The organism is Caballeronia sp. LZ016 (assembly GCF_031450805.1).
GTDB lineage: Bacteria > Pseudomonadota > Gammaproteobacteria > Burkholderiales > Burkholderiaceae > Caballeronia.
The window spans coordinates 2,502,415-2,521,724 of the sequence record NZ_JARTVY010000001.1 but is presented as its reverse complement, the minus strand read 5'-3'; the positions used below and the strand labels follow the sequence as shown (position 1 = coordinate 2,521,724).

The window sequence follows — 19,310 nt, the reverse complement described above, 5'->3', positions numbered from 1 at the left end:
GCAAGCATCGAGAGGACCACGCCTTGAAGCACGCCAAATCAACGCGAGCCAAGCCCGCGTTCCATCTGCGGGGATGTCGCGTGTCGGCGCCCTTGCAGCAGCCGTGGGGCAGCGGGTGCCGGATCATCGAATGGATCGACGGCGAGGGACAGATTTCGCGGCGCGCCGTGGCTGCGGATGTCACGGAAGATGAAGTCGTCGCCGTCATCCGCCGTCACGTGACCGGGCGCAAGCATGTGCTCGTCGACGACGAAAGTCAGCCGCGTCAGACCTTGCCGCGCCGTTAGGCTTGCCTATCCGCGAAGAGCGGATGCGCCGCCGCTTCGGCCGGCGTCAACACGGGCGCGACGCAGCAGTCGAGCGGCTCCAGCAGCGCGATCCATTCGTCGCGCGTGCGCTCGCGAAAGCACGCCGCCGCTTGCGCCGACAGTTCCTTCGCGTCCGCGCCACCGATTGCCTGTCCCAGACTCCAGTGCCGCGCGGCTCACTCGGGGCGGCCGAGTGCGTGACACAGCGTCTGCCAGAACTTCAGTTCGAGCGCGCCGACCGCGATGAACCGGTCATCCCGCGTGCGATACACGTCGTAGCACGGCACGCCGCCGTTCAGCAAGCCGGCGCCCGCGCGCGTGCTCGCGTCGTCGCCGCGAGTGAGCGCGACATGCGCCATCACGTTGTGTGCGTGAACCGCGTGGGTCATGGAAACATCGACCCGACGTCCTTCGCCGCCACGCGCGACATGCCAGAGCGCCGCAAGCATCTCGGTCACGGCGCAAAGCGCGCCGCCCAGCAAGTCCGCCAGCTGAAAATTCGGCGCGACGGGCGTGCCATCCGGCGCGGCGAGCTGATCGAGCACGCCCGCATACGCCATGTAGTCGATATCGTGGCCTGCCTTGTCCGCGAACGGGCCGTTGCTTCCGAAGCCGGTGATCGCGCAATAGACGAGCTTGGGATTCACCTGACGCAGGACGTCATAGCCGACGCCCAGCCGCGCCATCACCGATGGCCGAAAGCTCTCGACGAGCGCATCGGCATTGCGCACCAAATCGATCAGCTTCGCGCGGTCCGCTTCGGTCTTGAGATCGAGCGTGACCGTCCGCTTGCCGCGATTCACGATGCGATAGAACGCGCTCGGCGTACCGCTTCGGCGCTCGGCTTCCGTCTGCAACATCGTGCGCGCGTAGTCGCCTTCGCCCGGCGGCTCGATCTTGAGCACGTCCGCGCCCAGTTCCGCGAGCCGCAAGGTCGCGACCGGACCGGGCAGCAGGCGCGTCAGGTCGAGTACACGGAGGCCGGCGAGGGCGGGCGGAGGCGTCATGAACCGATCTGTTCGAGTTCCTCGTGCGCTTCGAGCCACTCCAGTTCCAGCGTCTCGAGCCGTGCGCTGACTTCGCCCTGACGGCGAATCGTCTCGGTGAGCTTCGCCTTTAGCGCGGCGTCGTAGCTGGCGGGATCGGCGACGAACGCATCGAGCGTCGACTTCTCCGCGTTCAGCGCATCCATTTCCTTCTCGATCTTCGCGATGCGCGATTGCAGCGGCTTCTTCAGATGCGACAGCTTCTGCCGTTCCTGCGCCTCCTGCTTGCGCTGCTCCTTGCGATTGACCGCACTGTCCTGCGCGACGCCCACCGCCGACGATGCGCCGCTCGCTTCCTTCGCCGCCGCGCGCGTTTCGGCGGCGTGCTGCAGCAGCCAGTCGCGATAGTCGTCGAGATCGCCATCGAACGGACTCAGCCGATGCTTCGCGACCAGCATGAACGTGTCGGTCGTCGCGCGCAGCAGATGCCGGTCGTGGGACACGAGGATCAGCGTGCCTTCGAACTGCGCGAGCGCCATCGTCAGTGCGTGACGCGTTTCGAGGTCCAGGTGGTTGGTCGGTTCGTCGAGCAGCAGCAGATTGGGCTTCTGCCAGATGATGAGCGCGAGCGCGAGCCGCGCCTTCTCGCCGCCCGAGAAGGGCGCGATTTTCGCGGTCGCCATGTCGCCGGAGAAGTTGAAGCTGCCGAGAAAATCGCGCAACTCCTGCTCACGTGTGTCCGGCGCGAGGCGCGCGAGATGCTGAAGCGCGGAATCGTCCGGACGCAGCGTTTCGAGCTGATGCTGCGCGAAGTAGCCGATCTGCAGGCCCTTGCCCTGACGCACGTGACCGGACAGCGGTTCGAGCGTGTCCGCGAGCGTCTTGATGAGCGTCGACTTGCCCTGACCGTTCGCACCCAGCAGGCCGATGCGCTGACCGCTCTGGATCGACAGCGTGACGCCTTCGACGATCGGAATTTCCGCGCCGTCATCGCCGTGATAGCCGCAGCGCACGCCTTCCATGACCATCATCGGGTTGGGCGCGGCATCGGGCGTGCGGAACTCGAACGTAAACGGCGAGCTCGCGTGCGCCGGCGCGATCAGTTCCATCTTCTCCAGCGCCTTCACCCGGCTCTGCGCCTGCTTCGCCTTCGTCGCCTTGGCCTTGAAGCGGTCGATGAAGCTCTGCAGATGCTGCACGGTCTTCTGCTGCTTCTCGAATGCGCTCTGCTGCAGCGCGAGCTGTTGAGCGCGCAAAATCTCGAACTGGCTATAGTTGCCGCCGTAGCGCTTCACCTGCCGGTTTTCCAAATGCAGCGTGACGTTGCAAACGGAATCGAGGAATTCGCGGTCGTGCGATATCACGACGAGCGTGCCCGGATAGCGCGCCAGCCAGTCTTCGAGCCACACGATGGCGTCGAGGTCGAGGTGGTTGGTCGGCTCGTCGAGCAGCAGCAGGTCGGACGGACACATCAACGCTTGCGCGAGATTCAGGCGCATGCGCCAGCCGCCCGAGAAGCTCGAAACCGGTTCGCGCGTCTGCGCGAGCGTGAAGCCGAGGCCCAGCAACAGCGTTTCGGCGCGTGCGGGGGCGGTGTAGCCGTCGGCATCGGCGAAAGCGGCGTGGGCTTCGGCTTCCTCGGCGCCGTCGTGCGCAGCGGACGCGGCGGCGATGCGCGCTTCGATCGCCCGCAAGTGCGTGTCGCCGTCGAGCGTGTAGTCGAGCGCGGTGCGATCCACCGCCGGCGTTTCCTGCGCGACGTGAGCGATGCGCCAGGACGGCGGCATCGAGAAGTCGCCGCCGTCCGCGTGCAATTGGCCGCGCAGCACGGCGAAGAGCGTGGACTTGCCTGCGCCGTTCGCGCCGACGAGACCGGCTTTCTCGCCCGGATTGAGCGTGAAGCTCGTCTCTTCGAAAAGCGGCTTCGTGCCGCGGGACAGGCTGAACTGGTTGAAGCGGATCACGTCGGGATGGCGGCGAAGGGCGCGGGCTTGAGAGGAAAGCGCTATTTTAGACCGGCCGCGCCGCCGCCAACGGATCGTCCGTTCGGCCAATGGCGGCCGATCGCGGGCGGTAGTAGCATCGCCTGAATTCAAACTTTCAGCGGGGAACATGCCATGCGTTCAACTTCCGACAGCATCTACGGCTTCACGGCGGAGACGCTCGACGGCGCGACCGTCGGTCTCGACACGTACCGCGACAAGGTGCTGCTGATCGTCAACACGGCGAGCGAATGCGGTTTCACGCCGCAATACAAGGGACTGCAGGAGTTGTACGCGCGGCTCGCGTCGCGCGGCTTCGAGGTCCTCGGCTTTCCGTGCAACCAGTTCGGCAAGCAGGAACCGGGCGATGCGGCGCAGATCGGGGGATTCTGCGAGAAGAACTACGGCGTGACCTTTCCGATGTTCGCGAAGATCGAGGTCAACGGGGCGAACGCGCATCCGCTCTACAAGTACCTGACCGAGAAGGAGCCGGGCGTGCTCGGGCTTGCGGCCATCAAGTGGAACTTCACGAAGTTCCTCGTGGATCGGAAGGGGAACATCGTGAAGCGGTATGCGCCGATCACGAAGCCGGAGGCCATTGCGGCGGACATCGAGAAGCTGCTGTAGCGCGTCAGAGTATCGGCGAGAACAGCCGCGCGACGTGCATCGCCATCCGATGCCAGAACGGGAAGCCGAGATAATCGGTGTCGTCGATCTCATACGCGTGCGCGAAGTCGACGAGCAGCATGCTTTCCACCTGCCGTGCGAAGTCGTGATCGACGGTCAGCACGGTGATCTCGAAGTTTAGGCGGAAGGAGCGGTTGTCCAGATTCGCGCTGCCGACCGACGCGGCGATATCGTCCACGAGCACGACTTTCTGGTGCAGAAAGCCCGGCTTGTAGCGGAAGATGCGCACGCCGGCCTGCACGAGATCGTACGCATAAAGCCGCGACGCCGCGAACACCACGTGATGATCACGCCGGCTCGGAATCAGGATGCGCACGTCCACGCCGCGCATCACCGCGAGCCGTAGCGCGGAAAAAACGGCTTCGTCGGGGATCAGATAGGGCGACGTGATCCAGATGCGTTCGCGCGCCGCGTTGATCGCCTCGACGAAAAAGAGCGAGCAGGTCTCCTGCTTGTCGGCAGGGCCGCTCGACAGCACCATGCAGTGCATGTTGTCGCCGGTGTGCGGCGCGGGACCGAGTTCGGGAAGGCGCTGCGTCGCCCAGTACCAGTCTTCGGTGAAGACGAACTGGATGCTCGCGATGGCCGGGCCGCGCACTTCCACGTGGGTATCGCGCCACGGCGAAAGCCGCGGATTGCCGCCGAGATATTCGACGCCCACGTTGTGCCCGCCGACGAACGCGCGCTTGCCGTCGACGACCACGATCTTCCGATGATTGCGGAAGTTGATCTGAAACCGATGCACGAACTTGCGCTTGGTCGCGAACGGATGCGCCTCGACGCCGCCCGCACGCAGCGCGTGCACGTAGCGATGCGGGAGATCGAAGCTGCCGATGCTGTCGTAGAGAAAGTAGACGCGCACGCCCGCTTGCGCCTTCGCGATGAGCGCATCGCGCAGCATGTCGCCGAGCGCATCCGCGCGCACGATGAAAAACTGCACGACGATATAACGCTCGGCGGCTTCGATCGCTTCGAGAATCGCGGAGAACGTGGCGTCGCCGTCGACCAGCACGCGCACCGAATTGCCGCGCAGAAAAGGCATGCCCGACAGACGCTGGAGCGTGCGAATCGTCGGATTGCCGAGATACTCGGCCGGACCCGGCGAGAGCTCGCCCCGCGCGCCCGGGGAATCGAGCAGCGCCATGCCTGTTTCGGGCGCGTCGCTGCGCTCCTTCGATTCCCACTCGGCCGGCTTCGTGCGATGGCGCAATATTTCGACTTCGAGCCGCCGCTCGTCGATGTAATCGGCGAACTTGCTGCGGCCGAGGAACAGGTAAGGGATGAGCGTGAGATACGGCATCGCGACGAGCGATACCGCCCACGCGACCGCGCCTTGAGACGTGCGCGTATGGATGACCGCGTGCACGGCGGCGATCACGCCGAGCACATGCGCGGCCATCACGAGCGTGCCGACGTGGAGCCAGTCTGCTGCTTGCATAGGCATGCGTAAGGTTCGATACGTTCCGCGCTCGGGCGCGCGGACCGGGATGACGAGCGCCGCGTCGGCGGCGATGCGTCATCTTACCCAACCTTCCTGGTCCGAAACGCGTCGCGCGTCAGGCTTGCGCAGGCAGGTCGGCTGCCTGAACGAGGAACACGTTGTCGTCGCCGGCGCTTGTCGAAAGCCAGACGAGATCGAGGCCGCCGAACGCAGCCTCGACGTTCGCACGCTCGTTGCCGATTTCGACGACGAGCACGCCGTCTTCGGTCAGCCACTTGCTCGCGTCGCGCACGATGCGCCGCACGATGTCCATGCCGTCCTCGCCGCCCGCGAGCGCGAGTTCCGGCTCGTGGCGGTATTCGGCGGGCAGCGATTGCATCGCGCCGGCGTTCACATACGGCGGATTCGTGATGATGACCTCGTAACGCGCGCCGGACAGCGGCGCGTAAAGATCGCCTTCGTGCAGCGTCACGCGATCCTGCAGGCCGTAGTCGTCGACGTTGCGGCGCGCGACCGCGAGCGCATCGGCGGAGATGTCGACTGCATCGATATCGGCGTTTTCGAAGGCCTGCGCGGCCAGAATCGCGAGGCAACCGGAGCCGGTGCACAGTTCGAGCACGCGCGTGACGTGGTCGGGATCGGCCACATACGGCTGCAAGCCGTCCTGCAGCAATTCGCCGATGAACGAGCGCGGCACGATCACGCGCTCATCGACATAAAAGCGATGACCGTGCATCCACGCTTCCTGCGTGATGTAGGCGGCCGGCACGCGCTCTTTCGCGCGGCGTTCGATCACCTGCATCACGGCGTCGATTTCGCTGTCGAGCAGGCGCGCGTCGAGGAACGGATCGAGCGTGTCGAGCGGCAGATGCAGCGTGTGGAGGATGAGATACGCGGCTTCGTCATAGGCATTGGTCGAGCCGTGGCCGAACGAGAGGCCCGCTTCGGTGAAGCGCGAGACGCCGAAACGCAGCAGGTCGCGCACGGTGAGAAAGGGTAGCGCCATCGAAGGCTCCTTGTTGTTGTGCGAATGAATTCAGGCGATCAGTTCTTCGAGCACGCGGCGATACACGTTCTTCAGCGGCTCGATGAATCGCACTTCGATATGTTCGTCGATTTTATGGATGCTGCCGTTCGGCGGGCCGAATTCCACGACCTGCTCGCAGATGCGCGCGATGAAGCGGCCATCCGAGGTGCCGCCGGTGGTCGACAGTTCGGGCTGTGCACCGGTTTCCTCGCGGATCGCTCTTTCGAGCGCGTCGGACAGCGCGCCGCGCGGCGTCAGAAACGGCAGGCCGCTGACGAACCACTTGAGATCGTAGTCGAGCGCGTGCTTGTCGAGAATCGCGTGGACGCGGCTTTGCAGGCGCTCGACCGTGCTCGCCGTCGAGAACCGGAAGTTGAATATGAGCTCGGCATGGCCGGGAATCACGTTCGTCGCGCCCGTGCCCGAGTGCAGGTTCGAGACCTGCCACGTGGTCGGCGGAAAGTATTCGTTGCCGTCGTCCCAGCGTTCGGCGACGAGTTCGGCGAGCGCCGGCGCGAGCAGATGAATCGGATTCTTCGCAAGGTGCGGATACGCGATGTGCCCCTGAACGCCCTTTACCGTGAGCTTGCCGGTCATCGAGCCGCGCCGTCCGTTCTTGACCATGTCGCCGAGCGTTTCGTTCGAAGTCGGCTCGCCGACGATGCAGTAGTCGAGTCGCTCGCCGCGCGCCTGCAGCGCCTCGACGACCTTCACGGTGCCGTCGGTGGCGGGGCCTTCTTCATCGCTCGTGATGAGCAGCGCGATCGAACCGCGATGCGCCGGATGCTTCGCGACGAACTCTTCGCTCGACACGACGAACGCCGCCAGCGACGCCTTCATGTCGGCTGCGCCGCGCCCGTAGAGCTTGCCGTCGCGATGCGTCGGCGTGAAGGGCGGTGAGTTCCATTGCTCGACGGGGCCGGTCGGCACGACGTCGGTGTGTCCGGCGAACGCGAGCAGCTTGCCCGCAGCGCCGTCCGCGCCGCGTTTGACTGCCCACAGGTTCGTGACGCCGCCCGACGCGATGGTTTCGCACACGAAGCCGGCAGCGGACAGACGTTCGGTCATCAGCGACTGGCAATCGCGATCGTCGGGCGTGACGGACGCGCGTGCGATCAGGGCTTCGGTAAGGGAGAGTGTGCCGGACATGGTTGGACCTGCGTCTGGAAAGACAAAAAAATGCCGGCGCGGCGGCCGGCAAGCGGTTCTGTATCGAGGCGAGCGATGGCGTCCGTGAGAGCCATCGCCACGCATTACGCGAAGAGCGTCTCGTACTGCTCGGCCGAGAAGCCGAGCGTCTTCACGCGGCCGTTCACGACGATGACCGGCCGCTTGATGATCGACGGCTTGTGGATCATCAGCGCGATGGCGCCGGCCGTGGTGTCGGCTTCGGCCTTGTGGACGTCCGACAGCCCGCGCCAGGTCGTGCCGCGCTTGTTGATGAGCTGATCGAGCGGCACGTCCTTCAACCAGTCCTGAAGCAGTTTCTCGTTCACGCCGGCTTTCTTGAAGTCGTGAAATTCGAACGGCACGCCGCGCTCTTCCAGCCACACGCGCGCCTTCTTCACCGAGTCGCAGTTCGGAATGCCGTACACGACAGTCGTCTTGGCCAACTCAGTCGCCTCGCAGCAGTTCGTTCAGGCCGACTTTCGCGCGCGTCTTGGCATCGACCTTCTTCACGATGACCGCGCAGTAGAGGCTGTGCGAACCGTCCTTCGACGGCAGATTGCCCGCGACCACCACCGAACCGGCCGGAATTCGGCCATACGTGACTTCGCCTGTTTCGCGGTCGTAAATTTTCGTCGACTGGCCGAGGTACACGCCCATCGAAATGACCGAGTTCTCTTCGACGATCACGCCTTCCACCACTTCCGAGCGCGCGCCGATGAAGCAGTTGTCCTCGATGATGACCGGGTTCGCCTGGAGCGGCTCCAGCACGCCGCCGATACCCACGCCGCCCGACAGGTGCACGTTCTTGCCGATCTGCGCGCACGAGCCGACGGTGGCCCAGGTGTCGACCATCGTGCCTTCGTCGACGTAAGCGCCGATGTTCGTGTACGACGGCATCAGCACGACATTCTTCGCAATGAACGAGCCGCGGCGCGCGATGGCCGGCGGCACCACGCGGAAGCCGCCCGCCGCGAAGTCCTCGGCGGTGTAGCCGGCGAACTTCGAAGGCACCTTGTCGTAGAACTGCGAGTAACCACCGGCGGCCATCGGCGCGTTGTCTTCCAGGCGGAACGACAGCAAAACCGCCTTCTTCAGCCACTGATTGACGACCCACTCGCCGTCGCGCTTTTCGGCCACGCGCAACGCGCCCTTGTCGAGCTGTTCGATGGCGTGCGCGACCGCGTCGCGGACTTCGGCCGGCGCCGCTTTCGGCGAAAGCTCGGCGCGGTTTTCCCAGGCGTTGTCGATGATGCTCTGAAGTTGTTGCGACATAGTGATTTCAAGGATGGAGTGATGGACCGGCAGCGCCCGTCAGGACTTGAGCGTGCGGCAGAATTCGACGATGCGGCGGGCGCCTTCGACACATTCCTCGGTCCCCGCCACGAGCGCGATGCGCACGAAGCCTTCGCCGGGATTCATGCCATGCGCCGGACGAGCGAGATAGGAGCCCGGCAGAACCGTCACATTATAGTCGGCGTAGAGACGCGCCGCGAACCCGGTATCGGACAGCCCGGTGCGCGAAACGTCGGCCCAGAGGTAGAACGCGGCATCGGGCAGACGGACGTCGAGCACTTCCGCGAGCATGGGTGTCACCGTCCGGAATTTGCTCACATACATCGCCCGGTTGTCGCGCACGTGCGTTTCATCCTGCCAGGCGGCGATGCTTGCACGCTGGAAAACCGTCGACAGCGCCGCGCCGTGATACGTGCGATACAGCAGGAATTGCTTGAGGATGGCGGCGTCGCCGGCGACGAAGCCCGAGCGCATGCCCGGCACGTTCGATCGCTTCGACAGGCTCGACAGCATCACGAGGCGCTCGAAGCCGCGGTTCAGCAGGCGCGCGGCCTCCAGAGCGCCGAGCGGCGGATGCGCTTCGTCGAAGTAGATCTCCGAATAACATTCGTCGGACGCGATCACGAAGCCGTGCTTGTCCGACAGCGCGAAGAGCTCGCGCCAGTTGTCGAGCGTCAGCACCGCGCCCGTCGGATTGCCCGGCGAGCAGACATAGAGGAGTTGCGTGCGCGCCCAGATGCCGTCCGGCACGGCGGAGTAATCGCACGCGAAGTTGCGCGCCGGATCGCTGTTCACGAAGTACGGCTCGGCGCCCGCGAGCAGCGCCGCGCCTTCGTAGATTTGATAGAACGGGTTCGGACAGAGTACGATCGGCGGTTCGGCTTCGCGCAGTTCAGGCGTGCTGCGGCTGTCGATGACGGCCTGCGCCAGCGCGAACAGCGCTTCGCGCGAGCCCGACACGGGCAGCACCTCCGTGGCCGGATCGAGCGATGCGAGACCGTAGCGCGCCTTCGTCCATGTGGCGATGGCTTCGCGCAGCGGTTCGCTTCCGAGCGTCGGCGGATAGGCGGCGAGGCCGTCGAGCGAATTCACGACGGCGTCGCGGATCAGCGCTGGCGTCGGATGCTTCGGCTCGCCGATGCCGAAGCTGATCGGCGTGAATCCGGCGCGCGGCTCGATGCCTTTGAAGAGCGCGCGGAGCTTTTCGAACGGATACGGCTGGAGTTTCTGAAGAAGTGGATTCACGGCGTGACCGGTAAGCGATGAGCGACGAGTGAACGGATGGTCGGGGCGGCGGCGCAGCGCCATGCACGCCGGCGAGAACAGGCCATTGGACGACCCGCTGCGGCGGCACGATAGAGACATCGATGAAGCGCACGATTATACCCCGCGCCTTTGCAGCAAAGGGCTGCAGGGCAACGAACGACACAGCATGACGATCCCGCATTCCACCCGACGAGCCCGCCCATGACCCGCCGTCTGCACGACGCGCTGCCGACGCTCGCGATCATGCTCGGCGCGTCCGTTTGGGGCCTCGTCTGGTATCCGATGCGCGTGCTTGCGTCGATGGGGCTCACCGGCACCCTCGCGAGCGCGACGACGAGCGGCGCGGCGTGCCTGTGCGTCCTCTTGCTCAGACGCCGCTCGATCAGCACGATTTCCTGGCACTGGCTGCTCGTCGCGCTCGGCCTCGCGGCGGGCATGACGAGCGTCGGTTTCGTATGGGGCGCGATTCACGGTCAGGTGATGCGCGTGCTGTTGCTCTTTTATCTGACGCCCGCATGGACGGCGGTGTTCGCGCATTTCATCCTGAACGATCGCCTGACGCGCGCGGACGCCGCCTTGTCGTTGCTCTCGCTCGCGGGCGCGGTCACGATGCTCTGGTCGCCCGCGCTCGGCTTGCCGCTGCCCGCGAATCTCGCGGAGTGGGCGGGGCTGATGGGCGGCATGGGCTTCGCAATGAGCAACGTGCTCGTCGTCAGGATCACGCGGACGATGCCGCGCATGAAGCCCGAAATGCGCACGGCGGTGATCTTCGGCGGCGCGGCTGTCGTCGCAAGCGTGGCGAGCCTTTTCGAGCCGATGCCCGCGCCGCCCGCCGCATCGCAGATGGGTACGGTCGCGTTCATCGTGATCGGGCTGGGCGCCGTGCTCGCGGTGAACAACGTCATCGTGCAGATCGGGCTTGCGCGCGTGCCGGCCAATCGCGCGTCGATCATCATGCTGTTCGAACTGGTCGTGACGGCGCTGTCGTCGTGGCTCTTCGCGGGCGAGGCGCCGGGGCCGCGCGAATGGGCGGGCGGGGCGTGCATCGTGGCCGCGTGCTTGCTGTCGGCGTGGGTGCATCGGCAGGCGCGAAAGGGCGATGAAGCATCGCCGGCGCGGCCGCAAGACCCGCCAGGCGAAAAGAAATCGACACGCGCGATGGTATGATGGTGTCCGCTCGCGACCGGGCGGAAAGGCTCTCGCGGGCATGACACGATCACACGCGACGGGCGCTGCCGCCTGTCTGCCTTTCATCCTCCGTCATCCACTTCAAACAGCGATATCGCCGTGCGTCTGACTTCGATCAAACTCGCTGGTTTCAAGTCCTTCGTCGATCCCACGCATTTCCAGGTCCCCGGCCAGCTGGTCGGCGTCGTCGGGCCGAATGGCTGCGGCAAGTCCAATATCATCGACGCCGTGCGCTGGGTGCTCGGCGAATCGCGCGCATCCGAATTGCGCGGCGAGTCGATGCAGGACGTCATCTTCAACGGATCGACCGCGCGCAAGCCCGGCAGCCGCGCGAGCGTCGAACTCATCTTCGATAACGCCGATGGCCGCGCCGCCGGCCAGTGGAGCGCGTACGGCGAGATCGCCGTGAAGCGTGTGCTCACGCGCGACGGCACGTCCAGTTACTACATCAACAACCTGCCCGCGCGACGCCGCGACATCCAGGACATCTTCCTCGGCACGGGCCTCGGTCCGCGCGCCTACGCGATCATCGGGCAGGGGATGATCGCGCGGATCATCGAAGCGAAGCCGGAAGAACTGCGCGTGTTTCTCGAGGAAGCCGCGGGGGTGTCGAAGTACAAGGAACGGCGCCGCGAAACGGAGAACCGCCTGCACGACACGCGAGAGAATCTCACGCGCGTGGAGGATATCGTCCGCGAACTGACGACGAATCTGGAGAAGCTCGAAGGGCAGGCGATCGTCGCGACCAAGTACAAGGAACTGCAGGCCGAAGGCGAAGAGAAGCAGCGGCTGCTCTGGCTGCTGCGCAAGAACGAAGCCGGCAACGAGGCGGAGCGGCAGCAGCGCGCCATTCGCGAAGCGCAGGTCGAGCTCGAAGCGCAGACCGCGCGTCTGCGTGAAGTCGAAGCGCAGCTGGAAACGCTTCGTGTCGCCCATTACAGCGCGAGCGACGCGATGCAGGGCGCACAGGGCGCGCTCTACGAGGCCAACGCCGAAGTGAGCCGGCTCGAAGCGGAGATCAAATTCATCGTCGAGTCGCGCAATCGCGTGCAGGCGCAGATCGCCGCGCTCGCCGCGCAGCGCGAGCAATGGCAGATGCAGGCGCAAAAGGCGCGGGACGAAATCGAGACTGCATCGGAGGCGCTGGCCGAAGGCGAAGAGAAGGCCGCCATCGCGCAGGAAAACGCCGCCGCCAAGCACGACGCATTGCCGGAGCTCGAAGCCCGCTGGCGCGATGCGCAGGCGCAACTGAACGAGGAACGCGCGGGCATCGCGCGGGCGGAACAGGCGCTGAAACTCGAGGCGGCGCATCAGCGCAACGCGGATCAGCAGCTTCAGCAATTGCAACAGCGCCAGGAACGTCTGAAGAACGAAGCGAGCGGTCTCGACGCGCCCGACGAAGCGCAGCTCGAAGAACTGCGCATGCAGCTTGCCGAGAACGAAGAAGTGCTGGCCGAAGCGCAGGCGCGTCTCGCCGATGCCCAGCAAACCCTGCCGCGCCTCGACGGCGAACGCCGTGCGGCGCAAGAGCGCGTGCAGGCGGAAAGCGCGCAGATTCACCAGCTCGAAGCGCGCCTCGGCGCGTTGAAACAGCTTCAGGAAAGCGTTCAGACCGAGGGCAAGATCCAGCCGTGGCTCGACAAGCACGAACTCGGCGCGCTGCCGCGTCTGTGGAAGAAGCTGCATGTCGAAGCGGGCTGGGAAGCGGCGCTCGAAGCGGTGCTGCGCGAGCGGCTCGCGGCGCTGGAAGTGTCGAATCTCGACTGGGTGAAGGCGTTCGCCACCGATGCGCCTCCCGCCAAGCTCGCGTTCTATTCGCCGCCGGTCGCGGGCAAGCCGCTCGACGCGCCGCAGGGCTTGCGGCCGTTGTTGTCGCTCGTGCGGATCGACGATCCGGGCTTGCGCGCGGTGCTCAACGAGTGGCTCGGCGCGACGTTCATCGCGGATGACATCGCGCAGGCGCTCGCCATGCGCAATCAGCTGCCGGACGGCGGCGCGTTCGTCGTGAAGGCGGGGCATACGGTAACGCGGGTCGGCGTGCAGCTTTACGCATCCGATTCCGAGCAGTCCGGCATGCTCGCGCGCGCGCAGGAAATCGAAAATCTCACGCGGCAGGCGCGCGCGCAGACGCTGCTCGCCGACGAAGCGAAGAGTAATGCGGTTCGCGCCGACGCCGCGCATACGCAGGCATCGCAAGCACTTGCCGATGCCCGCTCCGCCGCCGAGCGCGCCACGCAGCGCGTGCATGCGCTGCAACTCGACGTGCTGAAGCTCGCGCAGGCGCACGAACGCTATACGCAGCGGAGCACGCAGATCGGCGAGGAACTGGAAGAAATCGCCGCGCAGATCGACGAACAGCGCGCGCTGCGGGCCGAATCCGAAGCCGCGTTCGAGCAGCACGACGCGGAAATCGCGCAATTGCAGGCGCGCTTCGAAGACAACCAGCTCGCATTCGAATCGCTCGACGAAGCGCTCACCGGCGCGCGCCACGAACTGCGCGAGCTGGAACGCGCCGCGAGCGACGCGAGCTTCGCGGTGCGCGGTCTCGCCGCGAAGATCGCCGAGTACGAGCGCAACATCGAGACGGCGCAGGATCAGAGTGAACGCGTCGCCGGCGCGCTGGAAGATGCGCGTGCGGAACTCGAGACCATCAACGAGCAGACGGCCGAAACCGGTCTACAGGATGCGCTCGAAGTGCGCGCGGCGCGCGAGGAAGCGCTTCATGCGGCGCGCATCGAACTGGACGATCTCACGGCGCGGCTGCGTCAGGCGGACGAACAGCGTCTTTTCGCGGAACGCTCGCTGCAGCCGCTGCGCGACAGGATCAACGAACTGCAGTTGAAGGAACAGGCGGCGCGCATCAGCGGCGAACAGTTCGTCGAGCAACTGCAGGCGGCGGGCGTCGACGAAGCGGAGTTGCAGGCGAAGCTCACGCCGGACATGAAGCCGTCGTATCTGCAGGGCGAAGTCACGCGCCTGAACAACGCGATCATCGCGCTCGGTCCGGTCAACATGGCCGCGCTGGAAGAACTCGCGGCGGCCACCGAGCGCAAGCACTTCCTCGACGCGCAATCGGCCGACCTGAACGACGCCATCGGCACACTGGAAGACGCGATCCAGAAGATCGACCAGGAAACGCGCGCGTTGCTGCAAGGCACGTTCGACGAAGTGAACCGTCACTTCGGCGAACTGTTCCCGCGTCTTTTCGGCGGCGGTCAGGCGAAGCTCATCATGACCGGCGACGAAATCCTCGATGCCGGCGTGCAGGTGATGGCGCAGCCGCCCGGCAAGAAAAATTCGACGATTCACCTGCTTTCGGGCGGCGAAAAGGCGCTCACCGCGACGGCCCTCGTCTTCGCGATGTTCCAGCTGAATCCCGCGCCGTTCTGTCTGCTCGACGAAGTGGACGCGCCGCTCGACGACGCCAATACCGAACGCTTCGCGAACCTCGTGCGGGCGATGTCGGCCAAGACGCAATTCCTGTTCATCTCGCACAACAAGATCGCGATGGAGATGGCGCAGCAATTGATCGGCGTGACGATGCAGGAGCAGGGCGTATCGCGCATCGTCGCGGTGGACATGGAAGCCGCTGCGGGCTTTGCGCAGAATGGCTGACGCCTCAGCGTCATGCGAATTTTGAATGGTTGAACGGCGGCCGGGCGATGACCCGGCCAGGCGCGCAGGCGCGGAGTGGCGTGCATCGGGCAGGCGGCGGCGAAAGCCGGAACGCGGCAGATGCGTGCGACAGATCGCGCGGCGCTTCCTAACTCAAAAGATTGTGGAGCGTGCATGGACGAGTTGACACTCGGGTTGATCGGAGCAGGAGCCGTGGTGGTCGGCGGTGTGGTGGTGTACAACGCGTGGCAGAGCGCGAAGGTGCGGCGCAAGATGCCGCGTCCGATGCCTGACGAAACCGCCGATGCGCTCGCGCGCCAGGACACCGACGACGAGCATCCGTTCATCGAGCCGGTGCGCCCGGCGCGTCGCGAACCGGTCGCGGGCGATGCGCCTGACGAAGCGCCGCGCGACGTGCGCGTCGAGCCGAGTTTCGGCGGCGTGGCGGCATCGGAAGAAACGCACGCTGCCGTGACGCCGCCCGTCGCACCCGCGGATACGCCCGTCGATCTGCAGGCCGAGGCGACCTCCGCCAACGGCGTCGCGGACGAATCGGCCATCATCGACGAAGACGAGCGCAACGAACCGGTCATGCCCGCCGCGACGACCATTTCTTCGGCGCCGCCTGCGGTCGTCGACCGGCGCATCGACTGCGTGGTGCCGGTTCGGCTCGCCGCGCCCGTCGCGGGGGATCGCGTCATTCCGCTCGCGCAGCGGCTGCGCCGCGCGGGAACGAAGCCGGTGACGATCGAAGGCAAGCCGGAAGGCGAGAGCACGTGGGAGCTGTTGCGCCACGGCGTGCGCTACGACGAACTGCGCGCGGCGGCGCAACTCGCGAATCGCAGCGGCCCGCTCAACGAACTGGAGTTCTCGGAGTTCGTGACCGGCGTGCAGCGCCTTGCCGACGCCGTCGATGGCGCACCCGAATTCCCCGACATGATGGAAACCGTCGGCATGGCGCGCGAACTCGACGCCTTCGCCGCCCAGTGCGACGCGCAACTGTCCATCAATATTCTCTCGGACGGCGCGCCGTGGTCGGCCAACTACGTGCAGGCGGTCGCGTCGCAGGACGGCTTGCTGCTGTCGCGCGACGGCACGCGCTTCGTCAAGCTCGACGCAAAGCAGAACCCCGTGTTCATGCTCCAGTTCGGCGACACCAATTTCCTGCGCGACGACCTTACGTACAAGGGCGGGCAGATGATCACGCTCGTGCTCGACGTGCCCGTCGCCGACGAGGACATCCTGCCGTTCCGCCTGATGTGCGATTACGCGAAGTCGCTATCCGAGCGCATCGGGGCGCGCGTCGTCGACGATCAGCGCCGGCCGTTGCCGGAATCGGCGTTGCTCGCCATCGAAAAGCAGCTGATGACGCTGTACGCCAAGCTCGAACAGGCAGGCATTCCGGCGGGTTCGGCGGCCACGCGCCGGCTTTTCAGCCAGTAGGCGTTTCTGTCCTCGACGCGCTGCATCGGCGGCGCGCGCTTCCGAATCGATCGCGCCCCTTCCACGGGGCGCTTTCCGTTGATGCGTGCAAGCGCACGTTCAATCGTCCTATGCCGTCCGGCCGATGCCACGATTTTCCGATCTTCTGAGACAATCGACCGGGCGATCGACTGACTTACCTTTCTCTACAAGAAGCCGCATGTCCGCCAAGACCCAAGCCGAATCCGCCGCCACCGCGAACTCCGGAGCCGCCGTGCCCAGCGCCGACCGGCCCGAAGAGCGCGCCGCGTGGCTGCGCACGGAACTGGAACGCGCGAACTACGCGTACTACGTGCTCGACCAGCCGGAACTGCCGGACGCCGAATACGACACGCTGTTCAAGGAACTGCAGGGCATCGAGACCGAGCATCCGGATCTCGTGACGCCGGATTCGCCGACGCAGCGCGTGGGCGGACAGGTCGCCGAAGGCTTTGCGCCCGTCGTCCATGACGTGCCGATGCTGTCGCTCAACAACGGCTTCGCGGACGAGGACATCGCGGCATTCGACAAGCGCGTATCGGATGCATTGGGCGCGGCGCCGGTGCAGTACGCGTGCGAACTCAAGTTCGACGGTCTCGCCATCTCGCTGCGTTACGACGACGGCCGCTTCGTGCAGGCATCGACGCGCGGCGACGGCGCAACGGGCGAGGACGTCACGGCGAACGTGCGCACCATCCGCTCGATTCCGCTGACGCTGAAGGGCAGGAACGTGCCGAAGCGGCTCGACGTGCGCGGCGAAGTGCTGATGTTCAAGCGTGACTTCGACCGCCTCAACGCACGCCAGCGCGACGCCGGTCAGCGCGAGTTCGCGAATCCGCGCAACGCGGCGGCGGGCAGCCTGCGTCAGCTCGACCCGAAGATGACGGCGCAGCGGCCGCTGTCGTTTTTCGCGTACGGAATCGGCGTGCTGGACGGCGCGGACATGCCCGACACGCACGCGGCGCTGCTCGACTGGTACAAGGAAATGGGGCTGCCGGTGAATGCCGAGCGCGCGGTCGTCGAGGGCGCGGAGGGCTTGCTCGGATTCTTTCGTCAGACAGGCGAGAAGCGCGACAAGCTCCCGTACGACATCGACGGCGTGGTGTACAAGGTCAATCGTCGCGACGAGCAGGACAAGCTCGGTTTCGTTTCGCGCGCACCGCGCTTTGCGCTCGCACACAAGTTTCCGGCGCAGGAAGCCCTGACGGAACTGCTCGCCATCGACGTGCAGGTCGGCCGCACGGGCGCAATCACGCCGGTCGCGCGCCTCGCGCCGATTTTCGTCGGCGGCGCGACGGTCACGAACGCCACGCTGCACAACGAGGACGAAGTGCGCCGCAAGGACATCCGCATCGGCGATACGGTCATCGTGCGGCGCGCGGGCGACGTCATCCCCGAAGTGGTAGGCGCGATTCTCGACCGGCGTCCCGACGACGCGCGGGAATTCGTGATGCCGACGGAATGTCCGGTGTGCGGCTCGAAGATCGAACGCCTGCCGGACGAAGCGATCGCGCGCTGCACGGGCGGCCTGTTCTGTCCGGCGCAGCGCAAGCAGGCGCTCTGGCACTTCGCGCAGCGCCGCGCGCTCGACATCGACGGGCTGGGGGAGAAGATCATCGACCAGCTGGTCGAACAGAATCTGGTACGCACGCCCGCCGATCTCTTCAATCTCGGTTTCTCGACGCTGGCGGCGCTCGACCGCTTCGCCGACAAATCCGCGCAGAACCTGCTCGATTCGATCGACAAGGCGCGGCACACGACGCTCGCGCGTTTCATCTATGCGCTCGGCATCCGGCATGTGGGCGAATCGACGGCGAAAGATCTGGCGAAGCACTTCGGCTCGCTGGACCCGATCATCGCGGCGTCCGTCGAGCAATTGCTGGGAGTCAACGACGTGGGCCCGGTCGTCGCCGAGGCCATTCACAATTTCTTCAGCGAGGCGCATAACCAGCACGTGATCGAGCAGTTGCGCGTGAAGGTGTCGTGGCCGGAAGGGCCGCCCGCGCCGCGTGCGCCGCAGGGCGTGCTGGCGGGCAGGACGGTCGTGCTGACGGGTACGCTGCCCACGCTGTCGCGCGAGGAAGCGAAGGAAATGCTGGAAGCGGCCGGCGCGAAGGTGGCCGGTTCCGTATCGAAAAAGACCGACTACGTCGTGGCGGGCGCGGAAGCGGGCAGCAAGCTCGCGAAAGCGGAGGAACTCGGGGTTCCCGTTCTCGACGAAGACGGCATGAAGAAGCTATTGGAAGGAGTCACTCCATGATCCGAGAAATCCTGAAAATGGGCGATCCGCGGCTTTTGCGCATCGCTCAGCCTGTCGAACATTTCGACACGCCGGAACTGCACACGCTCGTGCAGGACATGTTCGACACGATGCGCGACGCCAACGGCGCGGGTCTTGCGGCGCCGCAGATCGGCGTCGACCTGCAGGTGGTCATCTTCGGCTTCGGGTACAACGAGCGCTATCCCGAAGCGCAGCCGGTGCCGGAGACCGTGCTCATCAATCCGATCATCATGCCGAACGGGCACGACATGGAGGAGGGCTGGGAAGGGTGCCTGTCCGTGCCGGGGCTGCGCGGCGCGGTGCAGCGGTATTCGATGATCCGCTATCAGGGCTTCGATCAGTACGGCAACGCAATCGAGCGGCTCGCCGATGGCTTTCATGCGCGCGTGGTGCAGCACGAGTGCGATCATCTGATCGGCAAGCTGTATCCGATGCGCATCACGGACTTCTCGAAGTTCGGCTTCACGGACGTGCTGTTTCCGGGACTCGATCCGTCGCGCGACGACTGACTAACGAGCCGGCGTAGAACTGGCGTACAACCGGCGTACAACCGGCGTACAACCGGCGTACAACCGGCGTACAACCGGCGTACAACCGGCGTACAA

14 protein-coding genes and 1 pseudogene are annotated in these 19,310 nt (G+C 65.6%); 7 read left to right on the top strand and 8 right to left on the bottom strand.

Translation table 11 applies throughout. The features are described 5' to 3' along the window. The first annotated feature begins 23 nt into the window (after positions 1-23). Positions 24-287, top strand: a complete 264-nt coding sequence (locus P9220_RS11975) for a DUF2866 domain-containing protein (protein WP_309765045.1) — start codon at positions 24-26, stop codon at positions 285-287. Here the strand turns inward: P9220_RS11975 and P9220_RS11970 are convergent. Together P9220_RS11970 and P9220_RS11965 are read right to left on the bottom strand one after the other, a co-directional pair. Further along, positions 284-1,315: pseudogene (locus P9220_RS11970) on the bottom strand (CaiB/BaiF CoA transferase family protein). The gene P9220_RS11975 and the pseudogene P9220_RS11970 sit on opposite strands and share 4 nt — an antisense overlap. Continuing rightward, positions 1,312-3,258 carry an ATP-binding cassette domain-containing protein gene (locus P9220_RS11965; RefSeq protein ID WP_309765044.1) on the bottom strand — a complete coding sequence of 649 codons (1,947 nt, stop codon included), beginning with the start codon at positions 3,256-3,258 and terminating at the stop codon, positions 1,312-1,314. Before P9220_RS11965 ends, P9220_RS11970 begins: the two are co-directional and overlap by 4 nt. A 153-nt stretch (positions 3,259-3,411) precedes the next feature. On the opposite strand from P9220_RS11965, the gene P9220_RS11960 reads away from it, so the two are divergent. Then, positions 3,412-3,903 carry a glutathione peroxidase gene (locus P9220_RS11960; RefSeq protein WP_309765043.1) on the top strand — a complete coding sequence of 164 codons (492 nt, stop codon included), beginning with the start codon at positions 3,412-3,414 and terminating at the stop codon, positions 3,901-3,903. A 4-nt stretch (positions 3,904-3,907) separates the two neighbouring features. On the opposite strand, the gene cls is transcribed toward P9220_RS11960, so the two are convergent. From cls to dapC, 6 genes are all read right to left on the bottom strand, one after another. Next, entirely contained in the window at positions 3,908-5,401 is a 1,494-nt protein-coding gene (gene cls / locus P9220_RS11955; RefSeq protein WP_309765478.1) for a cardiolipin synthase, read from the bottom strand. 118 nt (positions 5,402-5,519) lie between these two features. Continuing rightward, positions 5,520-6,410: a 50S ribosomal protein L3 N(5)-glutamine methyltransferase gene (prmB, locus tag P9220_RS11950; RefSeq protein ID WP_309765042.1), complete on the bottom strand. Its 891-nt coding sequence runs from the start codon at positions 6,408-6,410 to the stop codon at positions 5,520-5,522. A gap of 30 nt (positions 6,411-6,440) precedes the next feature. Continuing rightward, on the bottom strand, positions 6,441-7,580 hold the full coding sequence (dapE, locus tag P9220_RS11945; protein ID WP_309765041.1) for a succinyl-diaminopimelate desuccinylase: 1,140 nt from the start codon (positions 7,578-7,580) through the stop codon (positions 6,441-6,443). Between the two features lie 104 nt (positions 7,581-7,684). Further along, on the bottom strand, positions 7,685-8,044 hold the full coding sequence (locus P9220_RS11940) for an ArsC family reductase (RefSeq protein WP_309765040.1): 360 nt from the start codon (positions 8,042-8,044) through the stop codon (positions 7,685-7,687). A 1-nt stretch (position 8,045) separates the two neighbouring features. Beyond that, positions 8,046-8,873: a 2,3,4,5-tetrahydropyridine-2,6-dicarboxylate N-succinyltransferase gene (gene dapD, locus P9220_RS11935; protein WP_309765039.1), complete on the bottom strand. Its 828-nt coding sequence runs from the start codon at positions 8,871-8,873 to the stop codon at positions 8,046-8,048. 39 nt (positions 8,874-8,912) lie between these two features. Beyond that, positions 8,913-10,139 (bottom strand): succinyldiaminopimelate transaminase, encoded by a 1,227-nt coding sequence (gene dapC / locus P9220_RS11930; protein WP_309765038.1) that lies wholly within the window; start codon positions 10,137-10,139, stop codon positions 8,913-8,915. A gap of 222 nt (positions 10,140-10,361) precedes the next feature. Here dapC and P9220_RS11925 point away from each other — a divergent pair, with 222 nt between their 5' ends. The 5 genes from P9220_RS11925 (at position 10,362) to def (ending at position 19,214) form a co-directional block, all read left to right on the top strand. Continuing rightward, complete coding sequence (locus P9220_RS11925; protein ID WP_309765037.1) at positions 10,362-11,327, top strand: DMT family transporter; 966 nt, start codon at positions 10,362-10,364, stop codon at positions 11,325-11,327. 120 nt (positions 11,328-11,447) lie between these two features. Beyond that, on the top strand, positions 11,448-14,963 hold the full coding sequence (gene smc / locus P9220_RS11920) for a chromosome segregation protein SMC (protein ID WP_309765036.1): 3,516 nt from the start codon (positions 11,448-11,450) through the stop codon (positions 14,961-14,963). 174 nt (positions 14,964-15,137) lie between these two features. Then, complete coding sequence (locus tag P9220_RS11915) at positions 15,138-16,406, top strand: cell division protein ZipA C-terminal FtsZ-binding domain-containing protein (RefSeq protein WP_309765035.1); 1,269 nt, start codon at positions 15,138-15,140, stop codon at positions 16,404-16,406. Between the two features lie 199 nt (positions 16,407-16,605). Then, positions 16,606-18,684: an NAD-dependent DNA ligase LigA gene (gene ligA / locus P9220_RS11910; RefSeq protein WP_309765034.1), complete on the top strand. Its 2,079-nt coding sequence runs from the start codon at positions 16,606-16,608 to the stop codon at positions 18,682-18,684. After that, on the top strand, positions 18,681-19,214 hold the full coding sequence (gene def, locus P9220_RS11905) for a peptide deformylase (RefSeq protein ID WP_309765033.1): 534 nt from the start codon (positions 18,681-18,683) through the stop codon (positions 19,212-19,214). The genes ligA and def overlap by 4 nt, the downstream gene beginning before the upstream one ends. The last annotated feature ends 96 nt before the right edge of the window (positions 19,215-19,310 follow it).

Coding starts and splice junctions, on each gene's coding strand:
- P9220_RS11960 (WP_309765043.1), top strand. CDS start 3,412: ATGCGTTCAACTTCCGACAGCATCTACGGCTTCACGGCGGAGACGCTC.
- ligA (WP_309765034.1), top strand. CDS start 16,606: ATGTCCGCCAAGACCCAAGCCGAATCCGCCGCCACCGCGAACTCCGGA.
- cls (WP_309765478.1), bottom strand. CDS start 5,401: ATGCAAGCAGCAGACTGGCTCCACGTCGGCACGCTCGTGATGGCCGCG.
- prmB (WP_309765042.1), bottom strand. CDS start 6,410: ATGGCGCTACCCTTTCTCACCGTGCGCGACCTGCTGCGTTTCGGCGTC.
- def (WP_309765033.1), top strand. CDS start 18,681: ATGATCCGAGAAATCCTGAAAATGGGCGATCCGCGGCTTTTGCGCATC.
- dapE (WP_309765041.1), bottom strand. CDS start 7,580: ATGTCCGGCACACTCTCCCTTACCGAAGCCCTGATCGCACGCGCGTCC.
- dapD (WP_309765039.1), bottom strand. CDS start 8,873: ATGTCGCAACAACTTCAGAGCATCATCGACAACGCCTGGGAAAACCGC.
- P9220_RS11925 (WP_309765037.1), top strand. CDS start 10,362: ATGACCCGCCGTCTGCACGACGCGCTGCCGACGCTCGCGATCATGCTC.
- P9220_RS11915 (WP_309765035.1), top strand. CDS start 15,138: ATGGACGAGTTGACACTCGGGTTGATCGGAGCAGGAGCCGTGGTGGTC.